The organism is Polyangiaceae bacterium (assembly GCA_020633205.1).
In the GTDB taxonomy this organism is placed as follows: domain Bacteria; phylum Myxococcota_A; class Polyangia; order Polyangiales; family Polyangiaceae; genus JAHBVY01.
This window is the reverse complement of the sequence record JACKEB010000010.1, coordinates 1,540,729-1,561,418: the sequence shown is the minus strand read 5'-3', so window position 1 is coordinate 1,561,418 and position 20,690 is coordinate 1,540,729. Positions and strand designations below refer to the sequence as shown.

Here is a 20,690-nt window from a genome sequence, read left to right as displayed (position 1 = left end):
GGCAGCTCATACCGCTCGCGGAGGTATGGGGTATCGGCGACGATAGAGACCGAGACCGGAAAGTCCAGCTCGCGGAGGACTCCGCCTTGGAGGCTCTGGTAGCCTTTCTCGACTGTGACGACCTGATGGCCAATCTGAACGAATGGCTTGCCGGTGAGGAATCCTATGCAGAACCCATGTCAGAAGCGTACGCGGCTTTCACGTCGCTCATCATGGCCGCGGAGTTCGCTCAGAGTCGGCTCGCGAATCGTCGATAGTATTTCCTTGCGGCAAAATAGTGAATTCGTTGGGGTCGTGGGTCCATGAGTGCAAGAACCCCGCGCTGCTTGGGTTGGGTTGAGCTGAGCGGACTGGAGGAACACGTGTCCGAGTGTCGTATGGCGCGCTATGCTGTCGGCAAACTCAGGGACGGACTTCGCGAGACCACGTACTAGGTCCTCGAAGCTGCGCGGAGGGTTCTTCAGCGCCTGTGCTTGCTCCCTGATGAGGTCAACCATGCCGTCAGGCTGAAGATCGAACAGATTGCAGAGAAACTCGTCCGGAGACTGTGCTTCGATCCCGTGGGGTAGGGTCGCGAAGTCCTTCAGGTTACTCGTCACGATCACCTGTGCCCCTGCTTTCACAGCGACGGCGGCCACGTGGCGGTCCTTTTCGTGGTTCGTCATAGCGGCCACGAGGGGCTGATATCCGTCAACCATTGCCTCAGGGAAAGCATCTGTCATCGCGGCGCGAAGGCGCCCTGCCTGCAGCGCGTTCATTCGGTTGGTTGAGAGTAGATTTCGCAACGTCTCGTCGAGGATCTCCTCAGACCAGTACAGTTGAAATAGTCCCTCTGCGGCCGCTCGAAGCAACGTGTCTCTCAGTGAGAATGGGAACAGGACGTTGGCGTCCAACACGACTTTGAAGGGCGCGACGATCATCGTCTGAGGACTGCTAGTCTAGCTCTTCGTAACCGCCGGCTTCCTCGCTGAGCCGGGTGAGTTCATCGAGCGCGGCTCTCCGCTTGCGATCTCGTTGCTCCTTGAAGGCCAACACGTCGTCGACTCTCAAGCGACGATGCTTGCCAGTCCTTCGGTAGACGAGCTGTCCTTCGTCGAGGAGTCGAACCAGGTACTGGCGCGACACGTTGAGCAGGTCGGCCGCCTGCTGGGTGGTTAGTTCTTGGCCAACCGGCACCACAGTGATCGAGTCGCCGCGAGCCATCACTTCAGCGACGCGCTCCAGTACGTAGAACACGCTCTCGGGGATTGAGATCGACTCGCCCGTAGGGCCGACGAGCTTGCAAGCCTTGCGCTTCTTGCGCGCGCCGGCTGCACCGTCGAGCAAGGCGAAGAGCGCAGCCACGTCAGCCCGTTGGTTCGGTGGAGCCGCGATTGGGGTCATCCGTCGGATCCGTTCCTCAATCGATCTCTCGGCTGTTTCGACTGTCATGTTGCTCTTTGGAGGTTGATATCTATTCGACCTAAACGCAACCCAAATCGACCCAAACGCAACTGGAGCACACACGGGGAAGATCTTCACGCCCAGGAGGCGAGCTGCAGCGGCGGTGTGTGTGCATACGCCTGTTGGATGACTCCACGACGGATCCGAGCGACGAGTACGTGCTGCCTCCGGGCGTCGCCGAGTGGTTCGTCCCCGGCCTCGCAAGCCAACGCTGGATTGTCCCAACCCTCGTCGGCATCCACGCCATCGAGTGCTTCGCGTTCCTCCCACTGCTGCGCAAAACGGCCCGCGACGGAAACGCCGACCTCCCCATGCTGCTCATCTTCGGCGCCGTCCACTAGTTGTCTCCAGACCGCACCCCAGCCAAACTTGACGCTCCAGAGCCGACCTGAGCCGATGTAGCAGCCGCCGCCTGGATCCGCGCGGATTTTGGGGGTGAGGGAGCAGTGGGAGGCCGCGCTGCTCGAAGGCGGACGTTGGCGCCGCCCGCAGCCAGGGCTAGATTCCTCGAGATGGAGCACCGCCCAACCGACCTGCATCGCCGGCTGATAGCTGCCTATCGCAGCGGCGCACGCATTCCGGACATCATTCGTGATGATCCCGAGTTGCGCAAAATGAGTCCCTTTGACCTGATGTGGCTGTTCATGGAGTGCTTCCACGTGGGCCTCAGCGATGTGTCCGGCTTGGACGGCTGGTGGCCCTACGATGGCCCGAGTGAAGTCACCGATGACCTACTAGACAGCTCCATTCGGCGGGCCATACGCAACAAGCAAGGTTGAAGCCCAGGTGACGCGGCGTTCGCTTGGGCAAGCGCGATGAGGCGCGAAGCTGCCTACTCTTCCTCTCGGCGGAGTAGCTCGAGCAATACGGGCACGACGATGCGATCCTTCGGTCGCCCTGCCTTCGTCTTCACCTCAATCAGCGTCGCTAGATCGAGAACCAGAAGGTCGTCGTTCCCATCCTGGATGCGCTCCGTGTGTGGTTCGAGCTCAGCGTAACCCCGCCCGTCGTGAAGCGTGCCGAGGCAGTCGAGGTCGCCGAGGGTGGTGGTGAGGAGCGACTGTCCCGGACCCACGAGGTGAGACGCGGCGGGTCGAATCACTCGCCCGGCGGGGTCGCGCACGCGGGCATCGAGTTGTTGAAGTACAGCCAGGAGCCGGTCGACATTTTCCGGGTCGCGATCGTGGACGATATCGAGGTCGACCGTGGTCACGGGCGCACGATGGAGCACTGCTGCGGCGCCGCCCACCACGATGAAGCGGACGCTCGCCTCGCGCAGTGATCCCAAGAGTGCGCCAAGGTCAAACATCAGCGACGCGGTAGTGCCTGAAGCCTCAAGAGCTCTCTAGCGCTGGCGCTCGCTTCGCGGAGCAGCTCGAGCGGGCTACGTCGGGCTGCAGAGTCGAGCAGCGTCTGATCGACGTCGGCGGCTGCGGCTACGAGTTCTGGATCGACTTCGAGAAGCCACGCCCGCACATCCTCGTAACTGCTCGAGGCGGGAGCGTTGCGGGAGTCGGACGGCTTCATGCCGATAGCGTGACCCATGTGCGAGGCGGAGGGAAGCGGGACGGAGAGTGCTACATTACCTGACGCTGCTGACCCAGGCGCTGACAGAAGGAGACTTGCTGGACGCTCTTGGTGAAGCGACGCCGGAGGCGAAGGAAGCGATGACGACACTCGCAGAAAAGTGGATGGCTCAAGGCGAGGCCAGGGGAGAGGCGAAGGGCCGAGTGGAGGGCGAGCGCCGCGCGCTCGAGCGCCTGCTCCGTCGCAAGTTTGGAGATGCCGCGCTGGATGACTCGGTGCTGAGTCGACTCGCGGCCGCGGATGAAGCGCAGCTCGAGCATTGGACGGACCGGGTGCTGGATGCGCGACAGTTGGAAGACGTCTTCAGTTGAGTTGTATTGGTTGGTCGCTTTAACGCCACGTGGAAATCTGAAACGCCAACGACGTGCGGCTCTTCAGCGACGCGGTAGTGGTCTGCAGCCTCAAGAGTTCTCTCGCGCTCGCGTCGCGGAGCAGCTCGAGCGGGGAACGGCGAGCAGCGGAGTCGAGCAACGTCTGATCGACGTCGTCGGCGGCGGCTACGAGTTCCGGATCGACTTCGAGAAGCCACGCCCGCACGTCCTCATAGCTGCTCGAGGCTGGAGCGTTGCGGGAGTCGGACGCCTTCATGCCGATAGCGTGAGCCATGTGCGAGGGGGAGGGAGGTGGAACGAAAGCTAGTGAAGCCTGAACCGGTGACGCTGACGGAGCTCGTAGGCCGATTGCCTTCATTGGACGACGACGCTGTGATCTGCGGACGCAAGCCATGGGTTGCTGAAGGCGAGTTTGTCGTCGTGAGCTTCAACGAAGACTACTCAATTCCACTAGAAGTCCAGGACCTTGGCTACGTCTATTTCCTCGAGGTATCGCTCGCGCGCGACGTGCTTTCATCGCGTCAGGACGAACCGCTGAACGCCGCCGTTGACCTACTGCTGTACTACGCAGAATGGGACGCGTATCCGGAGTAGCTTCTTGAGCTGGATGCTCCGCGGCACTAGCATTCGCCATAGATGGTATTGCTTACAGCACGGTCGAAATGCGCACTGTGCTCCGAACTGCTTGGAAGCGGACCGGAGCGGCGCGGGATGGCCGCATTCGTTAGTAATCTCGCTGACGAACTCTCGATCTTTAGTGACGCGGGGTTTCACCTGCGGTGCTTTGACGCGCACCCGCTTCGCGAGAAGGCGCTCCGACGATACGCCACGGAAAAGGTCTTCTGGCGGAGTCCGCGCGTGTGTGCGCATTGCGATGTCTCCATCCCGAAGCGCGAGGTTCTACTGATAGGGCATCTCGTTGATGACCCCGGCGATCCGCTGTACGAGTTCAACTACCTGGCTTTGGACAAGCGGCGCCTGCAAGATTGGAAGCCGTACGCGCGGTTCCGAGAGCTCGCGGCGGAGTTCCAAAACTCCGATCGGTATCTGTCTTACTATCCGCTGGTTGAGGGGAAGCCGTTCCGCGCACCTCCGGGAAAGCTCGGCAAAGCGTACGTGCTCCCGTCACGAGACTAGAATCCACCCCCGCGAACACATGACGCAAATTACTCACGCGGAAATACGGCCAGCAGGCTTGGTGTGCTTCTCCTCTTCGCGTCGTCCTGACAATGACGAAGCGTGACCGTTGGGCCCACTGGATTCGGCGTCTATCGATGGAGAGAGCTAGCCAGAGCGCCAGCCGGGAACCAAGGGCTACAAGCGAGACCCAACGCCCGACGAGCTAGGAGTCGTTCAGTGAAGAGTGAGCACATAAGGGTTAGCACCGAAGGTGGCGCGGTCTCATTGGTCGTTGATGACTGGGAGCTCTGTGACTTCTTGGACGACCATCTAACGGACCTCGGGTTCGAGTTTCACTTGACGATTGAGGGGCAAGGAGAATTGCAAACCTATGTGCTCCGGCTCTCGGCAGACACGACGCTTAGCGCAATTGAGCAAGCGCTCGCGCGAGTTCCTGATGACGAGATCCGGCAGATCTGGGAGATCAACAAGGGGCGCAAGTAGCGCCAATCGGCTACTCAATGCCCAACTTTGACGACGTCTCCCGTAACGGTGGCATTGTTGATAGCGTCACCATCGGGGCGGTCGCTCTGTTATCGAAGCGGCTCCCCCGCCTCAAACAAAACCCACCCACCCGTTACAAACCGCTCAGTGCCCAAGCGCTCCCCAAGCTCACGATACTTCACTGGCAATGCAAACCAGCGCGCGCCTTTCGCGTCCAGCGCTTTCCGCAGGGCACTGACGGAGCCTAGCGGGTCCTCTGTCAGTTTCTTCCGCGGGTCGTTGTCGCGCAGGCTGAAGCAGGCGTCGGGCGCTTCGAAGCCGACGCACACGGCGTAGAAGCCGAAGTCGTCGGTTGCGACGGCTAGCTTTTCGGCGCCTTTTGACTTGGCTGCGGCGCCTGTCGCGACTGCGGCGCGGCGGATGATGAAGGAGTCGCGGCGGCTGTACCAGGGGCGCAGGACGAATTGGCCGAGCAGCAGGCAGGCCACGGCGACGAGGACGATGCGCGGCTTGCTGGTGTGGGCGAGGAGCAGCTCGAGCACCCGGAGTAGGACCAGCGCCGTGAACATCCACAAGGCGAGCACGGCGCGCTCGGAGTGGTGGGTTGGCGCGCCGTCACGCAAGTCGCCGTAGATCAGGCTGAGGAGCATGAGGAGCAACAGCGCCGCTGTGCGGCGCCACGGCTGGGACACGCTGCTCCTCACCCCCGAAGAATCTGACGGCGGAGGTTCCGGCGACTGACTGCGCCGTAGAGAGGAAAATAGCCAGGCGGAAAATACAAACGTCACCAGCACCAGCTCGGGCTCACCTCGTAGGAAGCCTAGCGGGTAGCCGGAGAGCCGCGCCCACAAGGACTCGGGGGCGGCGCCGATGGCGCGACGGTAGGCGGCCACGCGATCGACGAAGAAGGTGGCACTGCCTTGGGCGTAGAGGCCGTGGAGCATCCACCAGAGGGAACCGGAGACGGCGAGGGCGCCGGAGCCGAGCAAGAGAGTGCGCTGAGGCTTCGAGAATGGCTCTGTGTTGACCTCAGAACGGCCTCTGAATGCGTCCCAGCCGCTGACCAGGGCGAAACCCAGAGCGACTGGCCAAGCCTCGTAGCGGCTCAAGCACGCGCTGCAGAGCAGGGCGCCACCGAAGAGGCGCAGGCGAGGGGAGCTACTGACGAGTACGCAGGCGGCGACGATGCTCGCGGCGCACAGGCTCTCAGGCACGGTAGCGACGCCCAGGTAGGCGGCGTAGGGGAAGGTGCTGCCGAGGGCGGCGGCGCTGGCTGAGCGCAGGGGGCTCAATTTCAGCTGACGCGCGGCCAGGTAGAGCAGCGCCGTGCTTAGCAGCCCGCACAGCACCGCCACGATGCGGGCAACGAACAGGCTCTTGCCGAAGGCCAGCATGGCCGAGCCGGTGAGCCAGAAGGGAAAAGGCAGCCAACTGGTTCCGCTAGGATCCAACGACGGGGCGGTCGCGAAGCCCTGGGCGATGAACACCCGGGCGAAGTCGTCGTCGCTCACCCCGTGGAAGCCCTCGCCGAACAGCGCGAGCAAGCCAATCGCGAGCTTGAACAGCAACGCTCCACCCAGCGGCAGCCCGCGCGCGCTGGGTTTCATGAATCGTCAGCCGACGAGCGGCTCAGTTGGCGCCGGGATCAGCCGGGGCAGGTGCTGCGGGAGCCGGCGCCTTGGGCGCGGCAGGAGCTTTGGGCTTGGGAGCGGGCTTCTTCTCGGCGCTGGGAGCCGGAGCCGCCGCGCTTTCTGCAGGTGCCGGTGCCGCGCTCTCAGCGGGTGCTGCGCTCTGAGCGGGTGCCGTTTCCGCGGGGGTAGGAGCGGGCGCCTCTTCGGGCTCCTGCTTCTCCTCTTCCTTCGGCTTCTCCTCGGAGCCGGCAGCTGCGCTCGCCGCGGCGGGATCGGTGTCCTTCTTGACTTCCTTCTCGAGGGCGGTGTCGCCGGAGCTCGACATGTAGGCGAGGCTGATGCTGGTGCCGAAGAACACCGCCATCGTGATCCAGGTCACGCGGGAGAGCAGGTTGCCCGCGCCGCGACCACCGAACACTTGCTGAGCGCCCGCGCCACCGAATGCTGCGCCGAGGCCGCCGGACTTACCGGGCTGCACCAGGATCACGAGGATCAACAGGAGGCAGGCGAAGACGTGGACGACGGTGAGCGGGGTCTCGAGGAACTTGAGCATGCGGGCTCTTATCGATTCTTGTGAGGGATGGCGGCTGCGGACGAGAGGCTGAGGCTCTCAAGCACCGGAGCATCCAAAAGCTTCCAGAAGGGGCGCGAGGTTGATTCGTGTGAGCCTTGCTCGCGCGCTCTACAGCGCGCGCAAGATACCCAGGAACGATTCAGCCTTGAGCGAGGCGCCTCCAACTAGAGCGCCATCCACGTCCTCGCAAGCCAAAAGCCCCGCCGCGTTGTCCGGCTTGACGCTGCCGCCATAGAGGATCCGCGTGGCCACCGCCAATTCCTGTGAGATTCCGGTTAGTTGAGCCCGGATCGCGGCGTGCACTTCCTGCGCCTGCTCGGGCCCGGCGACGCGCCCAGTACCAATGGCCCAGACGGGTTCGTAAGCGATTGCGCCCACCCCAACGTCAGCCAAAAGCAGCTTAGCGAAGGCGCCGACCTGGCGCTGGACGACGGCCAAGGTCTGCCCCGCCTCGCGTTCCTCGAGGGTCTCACCCACGCAAACGATGGGGCGCAAGCCCGCATCGAGCGCGGCCTGGGTCTTTTCAGCGACGCCGGCGTCTGTCTCGCCGAACAACTGGCGGCGCTCGGAGTGACCGATGATCACCCACTTGCACCCCGCGTCGAGCAGCATCGGAGCGCTGACCTCACCGGTGAAGGCGCCGTCGTTCTTCGGGTGAAAATTCTGTGCGGAAATTTCTACGCTAACCTTCAAGCCGGCGCGCGCCTCTTCCACCGTGGCGGCCACCGCGGCGAGCGCGGTGTAGGGCGGCGCCATCACCACGTCAGCCGTACCCGCCGGCAAATCCGCCGAGCGCAGGCCGCGCATGATGTCGATGGCCAGATCGCAGCCGGTGCGGCCGCCGTGAAACATCTTCCAGTTGCCCGCGATCAGCGGAACGCGCTTCGTCATTTCTGCTTCTCCCTAAACGACGCTCAGCCTGCGCTGCGCAGGGCTTCGATGCCGGGTAGCTTCTTGCCTTCAATGAGCTCCAGGGAGGCGCCGCCACCGGTGGAGATGTGATCGATCTTCTCAGCGAGCTCCGGCCCCGCCTGGCGCACGGCCGCGGCGCTGTCGCCACCGCCCACGACGGAGAACGCTGAGGCGTCCGCGACGCGCTGCGCGATGCCTTGAGTGCCGCTAGCGAACGCTGGGTTCTCGAACAGGCCCATCGGTCCGTTCCAGAAGATGGTCTGCGCCTTGGCGATGCGCGCACCGAAGAGCTCGAGTGTCTCCGGGCCGACGTCGAGGGCCATGTGATCCGCGGGGATACTCCCAACGCCAACCGTCTTGCCGCTTTGGGCTTCGAGTGACGTCGCGACGACGACGTCCTTCGGGAGCAGGATGTCCACCTTGCGGTCCCGTGCTTGCTCGAGCAGCGTGCGGCCGCGAGCGAGCCAGTCCTCCTCCACGCGGGAGGCCTGGAGCTTGTGCCCTTGAGCCGCGAGCAAAGTATTGGCCATCGCACCGCCGATGCAGATGGCGTCGCACTTCTGCATCAGGCTCTCGATGACTGCAATCTTGTCGGCGACCTTGGCGCCGCCAAGTACGGCCACGAAGGGACGCGCCGGGGAGTCTACGACGCGGGCGAGGGAGGCGATTTCACGCTTCACCAGGAAGCCCATACCGCGCTCCGGCTTGATGCGAGGCAACCCCGCGGTGGAGGCGTGGGCGCGATGCACGGCGCCGAAGGCGTCGCTGACGTACACATCGCACAGCTCACCGAGCTCCTTGATGAAGCCCTCTTCGTTCGCTTCTTCTTCCGCGTGGAAGCGAAGGTTCTCGAGCAGACAGACTTGGCCAGCGCGCAGGTCCTGGATCACCTTGCGCGGTGCGTCCCCGATGCAGTCGTCGGGCATGTGCACCTCGACCTTCATCAGCTCGGCCAGGCGCGCGCCGCAGGGCTCGAGGCTGTACTCCGGCGCGACCTTGCCTTTCGGACGGCCGAGATGGGAGGCCAGGATCACCTTGGCCCCCGCATCGAGGGCGTACTGGATGGTGGGGATTGCCGCGCGAATGCGCTCGTCGTCGGTGATCTGCTGCTGCTTGTCCAGCGGCACGTTGAAGTCCACGCGGATGAACACGCGCTGGTTCGAGAGCTCCAGCTCTTCGATCGACTTGATCCCGTCCAGGTACGCCATGCTTATTTCCTTGAGGATACGCTTTGAGTTCGCTCAGCCCTTGGCCACGAGCAGCGCCAGGTCGATCATGCGGTTCGCGAATCCCCACTCGTTGTCGTACCAGGAGAAGACCTTGGCGAAGCGATCGCCCTGGGTCTTGGTCATGGTGGCGTCGAAGATGCTGGAGTGGGTGTTGCCGATGTAGTCGTTCGAGACGAGCTCTTCCTCGGTGTACTGCAGGATCCCCTTGAGCGGACCCTCGGCGGCGGCCTTCATGGCGGCGTTGATGCTGTCCACGCTGACGTCCTTCTCGGTCGTCAGGGTGAGGTCCACGAGGCTCACGTCGATCGTCGGCACGCGCACCGCGAGGCCGTCGAACTTGCCCTTGAGTGCGGGGATGACTTCAGCCACCGCCTTGGCAGCGCCGGTGCTCGTCGGGATCATGCTGACGGCAGCAGCGCGGGCGCGACGCAGATCGCCCTTGCGGTGCGGCAGGTCGAGCAGCGCCTGATCGTTGGTGTACGAGTGCACCGTGGTCATCAGGCCAGCGACGACACCGAAGTTGTCGAGGAGCACCTTCGCGACGGGCGCCAGGCAGTTCGTGGTGCAGCTGGCGTTGCTGATCACCTGGTGCTTGTTGCCGTCGTACTGGTCTTGGTTGACGCCCATCACCACCGTCAGGTCGTGGTTCTTTGCGGGGGCGCTGATCAGCACCTTCTTCGCGCCAGCTTCCACGTGACCAATCGCCTTGGTCTTGTCGGTGAACAAGCCAGTGCACTCGAGCACCACGTCCACGCCCTGGCTCTTCCACGGGATCTCCTTGGGATCCTTGATCGCGGTGATCTGGATGTCGTTGCCACCGACGGTGATGCCGCCGTCACGCACGCCCACGGGCGCGGCGTCGAAGGTGCGGTGGATGGAGTCGTACTTCAGCAGGTGAGCCAGCGTCTTGGGATCCGTCAGATCGTTGATGCCGACGACTTCGACATCTTTGATTCCGCGCTGGTAGAGCGAGCGCAAGACACAGCGTCCGATGCGGCCGAAGCCGTTGATGCCAACCTTTACCGACATGACTACTCCTAGTTGGGTGAGTGCGCGTTTCCGCGAGATTGAGGCGGAGGTGTCCGCTCAGAAGCCCGATGCGTGGCCCGCGGGTTTTGGCGCCGAGTCTGGGTCGGCGCAAGCTGGTCGAACGCCGGCTCTCGCTGCGCCGCTTTTCCAGGCATTTCCGGACTGAAGCGGCGCGACATTACCGAGCGTCTGACAGGCGCGGAACTTAGGCGCAAGGGGGGGGCCGGTCAACGCGAAAGCGCTGCCAAACATGGCGCTTTCACAGCCTCTTCCAGGGTCAGTCGAGCCCTTCCGAGGGCGCAACGCTGCGCGGCATTGGCGTCAGCGTTGACGGCGCGTTGACTGCGGACGACGCTGCCCTGGTGCGAGTCTTTCTGATGCGCCACTCGCTGGCGGTTCAAGCGGATCACGGGATGACTGACGAGCAGCGCTACCTGAGCGCGCCCGGACGAGCCCGTGCCACGCAAATGGGGCAGCTCTTGCGCGCGCGCGGTGTGGAGTGCGACGCCATAGTGACGAGCCCGCTGGTGCGCGCGGTGCAAACCGCGGAGTTGGTCCAGGCTGCGCTCAAACCCGATGGAAGTGCGCCTTGGGTGCAAGTGTTGCCGAGCCTCGCGCCCGGCTATCCGCCACGTTTGCCCGCTGAAGAGCTGGCCACATTCGGCGTCAGCGTGCTGGTTGTCGGACACGAGCCCGGGATCAGCGGACTCGGCGCCTTTCTGAGCAGCCGTCCAGGCTTTCCGCCGTTCCGCCCAGGGCAGATTTGCGCCCTGGAGCGCGGCCAGCCCGAGTGGTTGCTCAACCCGGAGAGCGAGACCTTCGAGCCGCTGCTGCTCGGCTGATGTCGGATCCCACTAGTGGGCCCAAGCCCGAGCGCGTGCACGAGACGCTCGGCGAGCGCTTCTACCAAGTCGTGGCGCCCGGTAAATTTGCCGTGCAGAAAATCCGCTTTCGCAACCAGCGCTGGGCGGAGCGAGTCGGTTTGGATGCCCTGGACGAAGGCCAGTGGCTCGCGCACTTTGGGCACTTCGTGCCGTTGCCTGGGGCGCAGCGCCAGCCACTGGCGCTCAGCTATCACGGGCATCAGTTCGACGTGTACAACTCCCAGCTGGGAGACGGACGAGGCTTCCTGTTTGCGCAGCTCAGAGATCTAGCGAACGCGCGGCTCCTGGACCTCGGCACCAAAGGCTCCGGGCGCACGCCGTATTCCCGCGGGGGCGACGGACGACTGACCCTCAAAGGCGGTTTCCGTGAGGTACTAGCGACTGAGCTGCTCGAGTCCCTTGGCGTGTACACCTCCAAGAGCTTCAGCCTGATCGAAACCGGCGAGGCCCTGGAGCGCCACGACGAGCCTTCCCCAACGCGCTCCTGCGTCCTCGTACGCCTCAGCCACTCCCACGTGCGCATCGGCACCTTTCAGCGCCTGTATTCGCTCGGGCACACGGACTCCATCGAGCGCCTCGTCGACTACTGCAATCAGCATTTGTTAGGGCTCTCGTTCGCTGCTTCAGCAGGTCGGGGGGAGAGGTGCGTCGGTTTCCTGCGTGAAGTGACCCGCCGCGCCGCGCACACTACCGCTCTGTGGCTCTCGGCAGGCTTCGTCCACGGCGTGTTGAACTCCGACAACCTGAACGTCACCGGAGAAAGCTTCGACTACGGACCATACAGGTTCCTCCCGGAACTAGACCCTAGCTTCACCGCAGCCTACTTCGACCACACAGGCTTGTACGCTTATGGCCACCAAGCGCGCGCCGTGTGGCGCAATCTCCAGCGGCTCGCCAGTAGCCTGGAAGGCCTGGCGAGCCGCGAAGAGCGCCAAGGGGCCATCAGTGACTTCGAACCCGAACTCGAGCTAGCCCACGCCGCCGCCATCTTGCGCCGCCTCGGCCTCACCCCCAACGAACCGGACTCCGACGTGGCGCTAGCGCAAGCCGCCGTCACCTTCTTGGAGCGCTCGCGCTGCTCCTTTGCAGGCTTTTTCTTCGACTGGTTTGGGGGAGAGCTGAGCCGTGAGCGCGCCTTGAGCGGCCCAAGGAGCCGTGACTACCAGCGCCCGGAGATCGAGCCGTTGCTCTCACTGTGGCGCGACTACACGCCACGCCCTGGCGTAACCGAAGCGCTCAGCGACGCGTACTTCCGTGGTGAAACGCCATGCGACCTCTTGATCGACGAAATCGAGTCGCTGTGGACACACGTCGCCGAGCGCGACGACTGGGCGCCGTTTGAAGACAAGATTGCCGAGATCCGCCGCATCGGCGAGCTGACTGGCCTGCGGTGCGAGCCGCTCTCGGCGTCGCCTTAGCGCGCGTGCAGATGGGAAAAGCCGTGAGGTGAGAACCCGCCCCACGGCTAACCCGCGTTACTAGATGCAGAGACGATGCAGGGTGCCCAGGATGCGGTTGAAGCGCTGGTGCACTCCCTGGTCGAGCGCGTTGATCAGGCCGAGCGCCTCGGCGACTTCGAGACAAGCAAGCACTTCACGCGCGGAACCCATCGCGCTGTGAAAGCGGGTGGCCTGATTGCGCCCACGGCTGTAGCAGCCCTCAGCTACGTTCAGCGCGATAGAGGACTGAGCCCGCCGCAGCTGCTTGCCGAGGTCCGGATCCTCACGGAAAATACGCTCAGCAAGCGGACGGATTGTCACGATGGTTTCGAGAATGAATGGATAGATATCGAGCATTAGGTGACCTCCTTTCGATCACCCGATCGCCACGCCGGCGAGTCGCAGGCGTTGTCCAGGCTGCGAGCACAGCGAGCACCGGGCGCAGCCCGGCCCCGGCCTGGACAACGCCGAGCACGCCGGCAAAGTGCGAAATCCACGAACGAACGAACACTCAAATCGCGACCCTGGAGATATCTGCCGGCCAGGCGAAGCCGATGCCGGCGAGCCCTTACAGACACGTGCCGGCCAGGCGAAGCCGATGCCGGCTAGCCCTGAAGAAGTCTGCAGGGCCGCGCGGAAACGCACCGGCGAGTCGCAAGCCCTTACAGACACGTGCCGGCGAGGCGGAGCCGATGCCGGCGAGCCATGAGAAGCACCGGGCGAGGCGCAGCCAAAGCCCGGCGAGCCCTGAGAACTGCCGGCCAGGCGCAGCCGATGCCGGCTAGCCATTACAAAAGCTGCCGGCCAGGCGCAGCCGATGCCGGCCAGCCTTGAAGAAAGCCTGCCGGGCGAGGCGCAGCCAAAGCCCGGCGAAGTGTAACCCATCTCCTGGCACAGCTCGATGTGTCGAAACTCAAACCCGAACCCGACCTCAAACCCGAACCCGACCTCAAACCCGAACCCGACCTCAAACCCGAACCCGACCTCAAACCCGAACCCGACCTCAAACCCGAACCCGAACCCGACCTCAAACCCGAACCCGACCTCAAACCCGAACTCGAACCCGAACTCAAACCCGAACTCGAACCCGACCTCAAACCCGAACCCGAACCCACTCTCAGAAATGAATCGTCGCGTTGAGCGAGACGGGCGCGACGTACTTGCTCCCCGGCTCCGACGACGCCACTTCCTGGCCGTTGCTGCTGTAGTAGTAGTCGTTCTGGCGCTTGAGCGAGTAGAACGGCAAATCCACGCGGATAGACAGCTCGAGCCGGGTCTTGTGCAGGCGTAGGGCCTCCACACCGGCTTCGAGGTAGGCGCCGCCGCCGCTGCCTTCGTAGCGATGATCGTAGAGTCCGTCGCTCGTGCGGTCGTTGCTCATGCCGGAGATGTTCAGGCCACCGCCGATCAGCGGTGAGATGTTCTCGCTGTTGAAGAAGTAGCGGGCGCCGACGGACAGGTAGTTGTACATCCAGTCTTCGTCTTGGTTGTCGCCGAGGCCGCCAACGGAGCCGCGGGCGAGCAAGCCGAAGTCCGGGGTTTCGTACTGGTAGCTCAGGTGCAGGGTGCTTCCGGCGAAGTCGCCGCCCGCCATTTGCGCACCGATGCCGAGGCCGAACATCGACTCGCCGGACTTCTTCTTGTAGCGGCGGGTCTCATCGCCCACCAGGTTGTCGACGCGCTCGGTTTCCTTGATGTCGACCTCTTCGCTCATCGCTGCGGCGAGGCGCGGCGCGGCTTCGGTCGCTTCTTCGACGCCGCTGAGGGTGAGTGTCTCGGTGCGGTCGACTTGGCCAGCGGCGTTCGTGCGCTGGAGCTTGAGCAGGATCTTGCGGCCCAGGCGTTGAATCGACACGTCGTAGCCCGGTAGGCCCGGCTGGTAGCCTTCACTCAGGGCGCCCACCCCGCTGATTTGTGACCGCAAGGAATCGCACACCAACCCACCAATCGTCACACCCGTCGCGCGGTCAATGGCGGGGGACGGGTTCACCCGGCAGTTGGTCAGTGCGACGGGGGTCGCCGGGGCCGCTGCCGCCACCGGGGGAGGAGCTGCAGGCTGAGGCGCCGCGTCACCTGCCGGAGCCACGGGGAGAGCCGCCGTGGGGGGCGGCGCTTCTGCCGGTGCGTCCGTCGGGGAGGACCAAGAGCCGTCGTCGCTCGGCTGTGCGCTCGCCAGCGAGGGGAGCAGACAAGAAGCTAGGAGCAAGCCGGTCGCCGTCAGTCGGGTGTGCATGGTCTGCTGCTTAAGCACTGGTCATGCCAGTTGCCCCAAGCCCGAGCAGTCGTACGCGTTTTCGTCTGATCAGCGCGGTAGAGCCGCGAAACTGCTGACTTCTAGTGCTCGCTTTCAGATGCTGCCGTGCGGAACCCGTAGCTAGCAGGTGCTATCCAGTGTGGTGCTGGTGTCACACCCGGGCGTGGTCCGTTGAGCACGGAGCTCCCTCACCCCCAACCTTGGCGGCTGCGAAAGCTGCGAAACGGAGCGCCGAATTGGCTTCCAGTTCGCGGTCTCCACGTGAACCGCAGGCGCCGTTCGGTCGCTCGAAGGCGGACGGCTACTCGCCGCTTTGGTAGCTGGCGGGGACCTGAGCGGTGACCTGAGGCCCGGTGATGTTGAAGATCTTGAAGGGCTTTTCCTTGCCCTTGAGGCTGGCTGCCGGCAGCTCTTGGTACTGAAAGCGATTGCGCAGCATGCCCAAGGTGGCTTCGCTGACGATGATCTGTCCCGCCGTAGCGACACCGCACAGGCGGGCGCTGGTGTTCGCGGTGTCGCCGATCACGGTGTAGCTGAGCGCCTTGGAGGAGCCGATGTAGCCCGCCACCAGGGGACCGGTGTGGATGCCGATGCCCACGCCCAGCGACGGCAGATTGTCTGCCATGCGCTCACGGTTGAACTTGCCGAGCACTTCCATCATCTCGAGGGAGCAGCTGACGCAGCGGATCGGGTCGTCCTGAGCGGACACCGGCGCGCCCCACAGGGCCATGATGCCGTCGCCCATGAATTTATCGAGGGTGCCGTCGAACTTGAACAGCGTCTCGACCATCAGCTCGAAGTACTCGTTGAGCATCTCGACGATGCTCTCCGGTTGGGCGCCTTCGCTCATGCGCGTGAAACCGCGGATATCCGAGTTGAACACCGTCACCGACTGCTGCAGTGACCCGCCCTTCTTCACCTCGAGCTCGCCGCTCATCACCCGCTCGGCGACGTTCGGTGAGAGCAAGCGGCTGAAGCGCTCCCGATTAATGATTTCCTCCTGGATTTTACGGCCCAGGATGTTGATCTCGATGAACATCGCGGCTTGGGCGGCGATGCTCGTGACGATCTCCATGTCTTTCTGCTGAAACTGGGCCAGCGTCTCGCTGTCCAGCCACAGCACACCGAGGATGTCGTCGTTGTGGAGCAGTGGGGCCACGATGGCAGAGCTGATTCGGTTGAGAATCATGCTCTTGCCCTTGGAGGCTGCGAAATCCATCGCGGCGTCGTGGGTGAGCACGGTCGCTCGCTCCTTGATCACGTGGTTCATGATCGTGGAGGACACGGTGATGGGTGTCTCGGTGCCGTCGCGGCGCAGGCTGGCGCCGGGCACCAGCTTGCCTTGTGGATCCCGGAGGAAAATGACTCCGCGATCCGCGCGCACGAACTTGAACACGCTCATCAAGATCTTGTTGAGCAGTGTGGGCAGGTCGCGCTCGAGTGCGATCTCGCGGCCTAGCTCGTGAGACAGACGCAGGCGCTCGTAGTCAGCGGCCAGCTGCTGCGGATTGCCGGCGAGCTGGTCGTACGGCAGAAACCCCTTCTGGGTGGCGGCCATCTGGGTGCCGATGGCGCGGGCGGCGTCGTTCACATCGACCCGCGTTTGATTCATCGGCGGCAACCCGACCTGGCTCGAAGTGGGTGCCGGTGCCTGGCTCAAGACGCCGCCTGGCATCGACTGGCCCGGCATCGACTGGCCCGGCAGCGACTGGCCGGGCAGCGAAGGGCCTGGCATCGACTGAGCTGGGGTGGGCATGCTCTGGATGCCTCCCGGCATCGAGGGCTGCGCCTGAGAATTCGGGTGGTTGGTCGAGCCGAGGGGCATCGCCGGCGGACCCGGGTTGATCGCTGGTTGCCACGCGGCCGCTCCAACCGGCTCCACTCCCGCGCGGGGCGGGTCGGAAACACCAGCACCATCGTCGTAGCGCGCTCGGGTCGAACCCAGAGTGATGTCGTCCTGGTGGAAGAGCTGACGCTCCCCTTGGACGCGTTCTCCGTTGACGTAGGTCCCGTTCAGGCTGCCGAGATCCCGCAGCCAGAACTGGTCACCGCGCTTCTCGACGATGCAGTGTTCCTTCGAGACGATCTTGTCGAGGAGCTGGATCGAGTTCGAGGGGTGACGACCCAACGTGTTGTGCGCGCGGAGTTCGACGACCTGCTGGCCGTCGGGAGTCGCGAGGATGAGGCGCGCCATTGCGACCAAGGCTACCCGGCCCCCCGCCGAGCTACAAGCGCAGCGGATGGCCCGGATGGGGGCGCTCGACAAATAAGATGCCAACGCTAGGTCACACCACGGGGGAGAGGTGGCGTAGGGTAACGGTCAGGTTTTTCTGGGTGCGGGTTTGGTAGGCTGAGGTTTGGTAGGCTCCCCCGGCGATGACTCGACACATCTTAGCCATTGACCAAGGCACCACCGGCTCGACGGCGCTGGTGATGGACACCAACGGGAAGACACTAGGGCGAGCGAACCGGGAGTTTGCTCAGCACTTCCCGAAGCCGGGCTGGGTGGAGCACAACGCGGACGAGATTTGGCAGAGCGTTGAAGGCGCCGTGCGCGAGGCCATGCGTGCCGCGCGGGTCGTGGGGGAAGAGATTGCGGCGATTGGCATCACCAATCAACGGGAGACCACCCTGCTCTGGGACCGAGAGAGCGGAGCCCAAGCCCACCGCGCCATCGTCTGGCAGGACCGACGCACCGCGGATCGCTGCGCGAAGCTCAAAGCCGCGGGGCACGAAGATGCGGTCCGTGAGCGCACTGGCTTGGTGCTCGATCCTTACTTCTCCGGCACCAAGCTCGCCTGGATGCTGGACGAGGTCAGCGGTGCGCGCGCCAAGGCTGAGTCGGGACAGCTCGTGTTCGGTACCATCGACTCCTTCCTGGTGTGGCGACTGGCGGGGGCGAATGCAGAAGCGCCTCACGTAACCGATGTCACCAACGCCAGCCGCACACTCCTGATGAACCTCGAGTCGCGGAGTTGGGATGCGGCCCAATGCGAACTGCTCGGAGTCCCTCGAGCCTGCTTGCCACGCATCGTGCCCTCCGCAGGACGTGTCGGCGAGACAAAGGGCCTGAGCTTCTTGCCGGACGGAATCCCAATTTCCGGCATGGCCGGCGACCAACACGCGGCGTTGTTTGGTCAAGCGTGCCTCGAGCCTGGCCAGGTCAAATGCACCTACGGCACCGGCGCCTTCGTGGTGATGAACACCGGAAATCAGGTGATCCGCAGTCGCTGCGGCTTGCTCTCCACGCTGGGTTGGCAGATTGGCGACGACGTGGTCTACGCCCTCGAGGGCAGCGCCTTCATCGCGGGAGCCGCGGTGCAGTGGCTGCGGGACGGGCTCGGGCTGATCCAAAGCGCCAAGGAGACAGAAAGCCTGGCGCGGAGTGTCGAGGACTCCGGCGGGGTTTACTTCGTGCCAGCGCTGGCCGGCTTGGGCGCGCCGTACTGGGATCCCGACGCCCGCGGCCTGATTTGTGGTCTGACCCGTGGCACCACCCGGGCTCATCTGGTTCGCGCTACCCTCGAATCCATCGCGCTCGAGGTCACCGACCTGGTGCGGGCGATGGGGGACGATTTGGAAAAGCCGTTGAGCCTGATGCGGGTCGATGGCGGAGCGGCGGCGAATGATCTCCTGATGCAGCTCCAGAGCGACCTCGCTGGAGTGACCGTCGAGCGGCCAAGCGACCTCGAAACCACCGCACGGGGCGCCGCCATGTTCGCTGGGATCGGCGCTGGGCTATTCAAAGACGCACGGGACGCGGCGAAAATGGTCAAGATTCAAGATCAGTTCCGTGTCACGATTGACGGTCCGGAACGGGAGCGCCGCCTCGAGGGTTGGCGTGATGCCGTGAGGCGCGCGCGAAGTGCGAGCTGAGGCGAAACCAGCAATCGACGAACACGGATCAGGACACCAGACACATCAAGACGAGCGCAACGGCTCGCAACCATCACGGCTGCATCCCGCCGCACGGCATGCGGTGGGGCTGTGTGAGCGTTTCTTGAAGGAGTGGCGCAAGGGAGCGTCACTCTCGAGGTGAGGAAGCCAAATGGCGAACGAGGACAACGGGAGCAATCGAACGGACTTGCGAGAGGTCCCCGTGGATTGGGAGGCGCTGGAAGACGCCTTCGAGAACAACGCACCCGAGGTGCACAGCTACTTGCACCTCGACACGGGTGAAGTGTTGCGGGTCGTGGACGGCATCGCCGATCCAGACATGCACGCCCGCATTGCCGCCGATGACAGCTACATGCGCATCGATCCGGTCAGCTCTCGGGAGCAGTACCGCTGGATGGAGCGCTTCATTCCGATGGTGGACGAGTCCGAGCTGCGCGATCGGCTGACCGCCGCGATCGATGGCAAGGGCGCGTTCCGGCGCTTCAAAGATGTGCTCATGTCCTATGGCCCCGAGCGCGAGCGCTGGTTTGCTTTCCGCAGCGAGCGCCTGCGGGTGTTCATGGAAGCCTGGCTCGCGGCTCACGCGCTCAAGCCCGTCGCGCGTCCTGCGGCTCCGAGTCAGCCTCCCAAGGAGGCCGCGCCGATTTCCCAAGAGCAACTCACGGGGCGTCGTGTGCGCAACGCGGAGTCGCTGCGCAAGCAGCTCAAGGAGGTCGCAGAAACGTTGGGTTCGCGGGATCTCGATAAGGTGCTGACCTTCGCCGAGTTCGTGCGCGCACGCCGGGTAGCTCGTAGCTACGCTCAGCGACACGATGGAGTGGAAGGTGGCGTCGAGGAATCCGACCACGACTCCGACCACGGCGAGCTCGACGACGACTCCGCACCGCCTAGCTCCACTGAAGCCAGCAGCGCACGTTGATGGGGTTGGGGGTGAGGCGCGCTGTTTCGCTCCGTGGCTCGGCGGTAAGTAGGCGTTTCCGTGGGGCAGCGCTGGTCCTGTGCTTGGCGGCGCTGCCCGGCGCCGCGCATGCGCAGGCTCCCGAGCAGGCGCAGGCTCCCGAGCAGGCGCAAGGCTCTGTGAAGGACCCGGCGAAGACCGCTGCTCCTCCCCCCGAAAAAAAGCCGAGCGTCGCGCCGGCCCAGATCCCTCATCAAGACACCAAGCGCGCGCTGCTCATCGATCGCGCCGTGGTGCGCTTCATCGCGGCGGAGACGGGCGGCGTCGAGAATCCGCAGTTCATTTTCGAACGGGAGCTAGCCTTCGAGGCGCGCCTGGAGGCGCTCAGCGACCGCGGCTTTCGCCCTCAAGCGAAGCTGCCGTATCGGGAACGGCACCTACGCGCAGCGCTCGAACGCCACATCTCGGAGACGCTGCTTGCGGCTCTGCGCATCGATCGCCCCCCCAGCGAGCGCGAGCTCCGCGTACGCGCTCAGCAGTCTGCCAAGGCCTGGGTCCAGCGCGTCGGGGGTAAGGTGCGGTTGGCTGAGGCCGCGGCCGCCGAGGGACTAGGTGCCTCGGAGCTCCTGCGAGTGTTCCGGCGGCAGGCGCGGGCGAGCCTGTACATCGATCGCATGATCACCCCGATGCTGCGCCCGAGTCGCGCCGAGCTCGAGACGCTGCATCGCAGCGCCGAGACGCCTTTCCGCGGTCAGGCGTTCAACCAAGTCGAGCCGCTCCTGCGCAACTGGTACATCAGCCGGCGGCTCTCTCTCGCGCTGCAGAACTTCTTCCAGAACGTACGGGCGCGGGTACACATCTCGCTGCTTTAGCCGAGCTGGGCTGCCCTGCCGGTGTCAGTGAGGGGCGGAGCGACTGCCATTTGTCAGCTGGCGGAGTCGAAAGGTCTGCTAACTTC

General features: G+C 64.3%; 25 protein-coding genes. 12 read left to right on the top strand and 13 right to left on the bottom strand.

The window, feature by feature from the left end; translation table 11 throughout:
• Positions 1-179: 179 nt before the first annotated feature.
• Both H6718_06580 and H6718_06575 read right to left on the bottom strand, forming a co-directional pair.
• A complete protein-coding gene (locus tag H6718_06580; protein ID MCB9585045.1) occupies positions 180-920 on the bottom strand; it encodes a PIN domain-containing protein in 741 nt (246 codons plus the stop codon).
• Positions 921-933: 13 nt separating this feature from the next.
• The gene (locus H6718_06575) at positions 934-1,383 is read right to left on the bottom strand and encodes a helix-turn-helix domain-containing protein (GenBank protein MCB9585044.1); all 450 of its coding nucleotides are present in this window, start codon (positions 1,381-1,383) and stop codon (positions 934-936) included.
• A gap of 182 nt (positions 1,384-1,565) precedes the next feature.
• On the opposite strand from H6718_06575, the gene H6718_06570 reads away from it, so the two are divergent.
• The gene (locus tag H6718_06570) at positions 1,566-1,784 is read left to right on the top strand and encodes a hypothetical protein (GenBank protein MCB9585043.1); all 219 of its coding nucleotides are present in this window, start codon (positions 1,566-1,568) and stop codon (positions 1,782-1,784) included.
• 171 nt (positions 1,785-1,955) lie between these two features.
• Positions 1,956-2,222: a hypothetical protein gene (locus tag H6718_06565; protein MCB9585042.1), complete on the top strand. Its 267-nt coding sequence runs from the start codon at positions 1,956-1,958 to the stop codon at positions 2,220-2,222.
• Between the two features lie 53 nt (positions 2,223-2,275).
• Here H6718_06565 and H6718_06560 read toward each other — a convergent pair whose 3' ends face one another.
• The gene (locus tag H6718_06560) at positions 2,276-2,752 is read right to left on the bottom strand and encodes a hypothetical protein (GenBank protein ID MCB9585041.1); all 477 of its coding nucleotides are present in this window, start codon (positions 2,750-2,752) and stop codon (positions 2,276-2,278) included.
• On the bottom strand, positions 2,752-2,970 hold the full coding sequence (locus H6718_06555; GenBank protein MCB9585040.1) for a hypothetical protein: 219 nt from the start codon (positions 2,968-2,970) through the stop codon (positions 2,752-2,754). The genes H6718_06560 and H6718_06555 overlap by 1 nt, the downstream gene beginning before the upstream one ends.
• Positions 2,971-3,017: 47 nt before the next feature.
• On the opposite strand from H6718_06555, the gene H6718_06550 reads away from it, so the two are divergent.
• Entirely contained in the window at positions 3,018-3,341 is a 324-nt protein-coding gene (locus H6718_06550) for a hypothetical protein (GenBank protein MCB9585039.1), read from the top strand.
• Positions 3,342-3,360: 19 nt separating this feature from the next.
• Here H6718_06550 and H6718_06545 read toward each other — a convergent pair whose 3' ends face one another.
• Positions 3,361-3,636, bottom strand: a complete 276-nt coding sequence (locus H6718_06545) for a hypothetical protein (protein ID MCB9585038.1) — start codon at positions 3,634-3,636, stop codon at positions 3,361-3,363.
• 17 nt (positions 3,637-3,653) lie between these two features.
• Here H6718_06545 and H6718_06540 point away from each other — a divergent pair, with 17 nt between their 5' ends.
• From H6718_06540 to H6718_06530, 3 genes are all read left to right on the top strand, one after another.
• Positions 3,654-3,956 (top strand): hypothetical protein, encoded by a 303-nt coding sequence (locus H6718_06540; GenBank protein ID MCB9585037.1) that lies wholly within the window; start codon positions 3,654-3,656, stop codon positions 3,954-3,956.
• 117 nt (positions 3,957-4,073) lie between these two features.
• Positions 4,074-4,499, top strand: coding sequence for a hypothetical protein (locus H6718_06535; GenBank protein ID MCB9585036.1), 426 nt, complete (start codon positions 4,074-4,076; stop codon positions 4,497-4,499).
• A gap of 219 nt (positions 4,500-4,718) precedes the next feature.
• Positions 4,719-4,985 carry a hypothetical protein gene (locus tag H6718_06530; protein MCB9585035.1) on the top strand — a complete coding sequence of 89 codons (267 nt, stop codon included), beginning with the start codon at positions 4,719-4,721 and terminating at the stop codon, positions 4,983-4,985.
• Between the two features lie 89 nt (positions 4,986-5,074).
• Here the strand turns inward: H6718_06530 and H6718_06525 are convergent, their stop codons facing one another.
• From H6718_06525 to gap, 5 genes are all read right to left on the bottom strand, one after another.
• Complete coding sequence (locus tag H6718_06525; protein ID MCB9585034.1) at positions 5,075-6,592, bottom strand: glycosyltransferase family 39 protein; 1,518 nt, start codon at positions 6,590-6,592, stop codon at positions 5,075-5,077.
• 22 nt (positions 6,593-6,614) lie between these two features.
• Complete coding sequence (gene secG / locus H6718_06520) at positions 6,615-7,169, bottom strand: preprotein translocase subunit SecG (GenBank protein MCB9585033.1); 555 nt, start codon at positions 7,167-7,169, stop codon at positions 6,615-6,617.
• Positions 7,170-7,298: 129 nt separating this feature from the next.
• The gene (locus H6718_06515) at positions 7,299-8,081 is read right to left on the bottom strand and encodes a triose-phosphate isomerase (protein ID MCB9585032.1); all 783 of its coding nucleotides are present in this window, start codon (positions 8,079-8,081) and stop codon (positions 7,299-7,301) included.
• Between the two features lie 23 nt (positions 8,082-8,104).
• The gene (locus tag H6718_06510; protein ID MCB9585031.1) at positions 8,105-9,310 is read right to left on the bottom strand and encodes a phosphoglycerate kinase; all 1,206 of its coding nucleotides are present in this window, start codon (positions 9,308-9,310) and stop codon (positions 8,105-8,107) included.
• 33 nt (positions 9,311-9,343) lie between these two features.
• Complete coding sequence (gene gap / locus H6718_06505; GenBank protein MCB9585030.1) at positions 9,344-10,360, bottom strand: type I glyceraldehyde-3-phosphate dehydrogenase; 1,017 nt, start codon at positions 10,358-10,360, stop codon at positions 9,344-9,346.
• A gap of 362 nt (positions 10,361-10,722) precedes the next feature.
• Here gap and H6718_06500 point away from each other — a divergent pair, with 362 nt between their 5' ends.
• Together H6718_06500 and H6718_06495 are read left to right on the top strand one after the other, a co-directional pair.
• Positions 10,723-11,202, top strand: coding sequence for a histidine phosphatase family protein (locus H6718_06500; protein ID MCB9585029.1), 480 nt, complete (start codon positions 10,723-10,725; stop codon positions 11,200-11,202).
• Positions 11,202-12,662: a YdiU family protein gene (locus H6718_06495; protein ID MCB9585028.1), complete on the top strand. Its 1,461-nt coding sequence runs from the start codon at positions 11,202-11,204 to the stop codon at positions 12,660-12,662. The genes H6718_06500 and H6718_06495 overlap by 1 nt, the downstream gene beginning before the upstream one ends.
• Before the next feature lie 60 nt (positions 12,663-12,722).
• Here H6718_06495 and H6718_06490 read toward each other — a convergent pair whose 3' ends face one another.
• On the bottom strand, positions 12,723-13,040 hold the full coding sequence (locus tag H6718_06490) for a four helix bundle protein (GenBank protein MCB9585027.1): 318 nt from the start codon (positions 13,038-13,040) through the stop codon (positions 12,723-12,725).
• A 546-nt stretch (positions 13,041-13,586) separates the two neighbouring features.
• On the opposite strand from H6718_06490, the gene H6718_06485 reads away from it, so the two are divergent.
• Positions 13,587-13,823, top strand: a complete 237-nt coding sequence (locus H6718_06485; GenBank protein MCB9585026.1) for a hypothetical protein — start codon at positions 13,587-13,589, stop codon at positions 13,821-13,823.
• Here H6718_06485 and H6718_06480 read toward each other — a convergent pair.
• A complete protein-coding gene (locus tag H6718_06480; GenBank protein MCB9585025.1) occupies positions 13,801-14,916 on the bottom strand; it encodes a hypothetical protein in 1,116 nt (371 codons plus the stop codon). The genes H6718_06485 and H6718_06480 overlap by 23 nt on opposite strands.
• 322 nt (positions 14,917-15,238) lie before the next feature.
• A complete protein-coding gene (locus tag H6718_06475; GenBank protein ID MCB9585024.1) occupies positions 15,239-17,131 on the bottom strand; it encodes an FHA domain-containing protein in 1,893 nt (630 codons plus the stop codon).
• A gap of 182 nt (positions 17,132-17,313) precedes the next feature.
• Between H6718_06475 and glpK the strand changes: the two genes are divergently transcribed.
• From glpK to H6718_06460, 3 genes are all read left to right on the top strand, one after another.
• Entirely contained in the window at positions 17,314-18,813 is a 1,500-nt protein-coding gene (gene glpK, locus H6718_06470; protein ID MCB9585023.1) for a glycerol kinase GlpK, read from the top strand.
• Positions 18,814-18,985: 172 nt separating this feature from the next.
• Positions 18,986-19,753 (top strand): hypothetical protein, encoded by a 768-nt coding sequence (locus H6718_06465; protein MCB9585022.1) that lies wholly within the window; start codon positions 18,986-18,988, stop codon positions 19,751-19,753.
• Positions 19,754-19,764: 11 nt separating this feature from the next.
• Complete coding sequence (locus H6718_06460) at positions 19,765-20,604, top strand: hypothetical protein (GenBank protein MCB9585021.1); 840 nt, start codon at positions 19,765-19,767, stop codon at positions 20,602-20,604.
• The last annotated feature ends 86 nt before the right edge of the window (positions 20,605-20,690 follow it).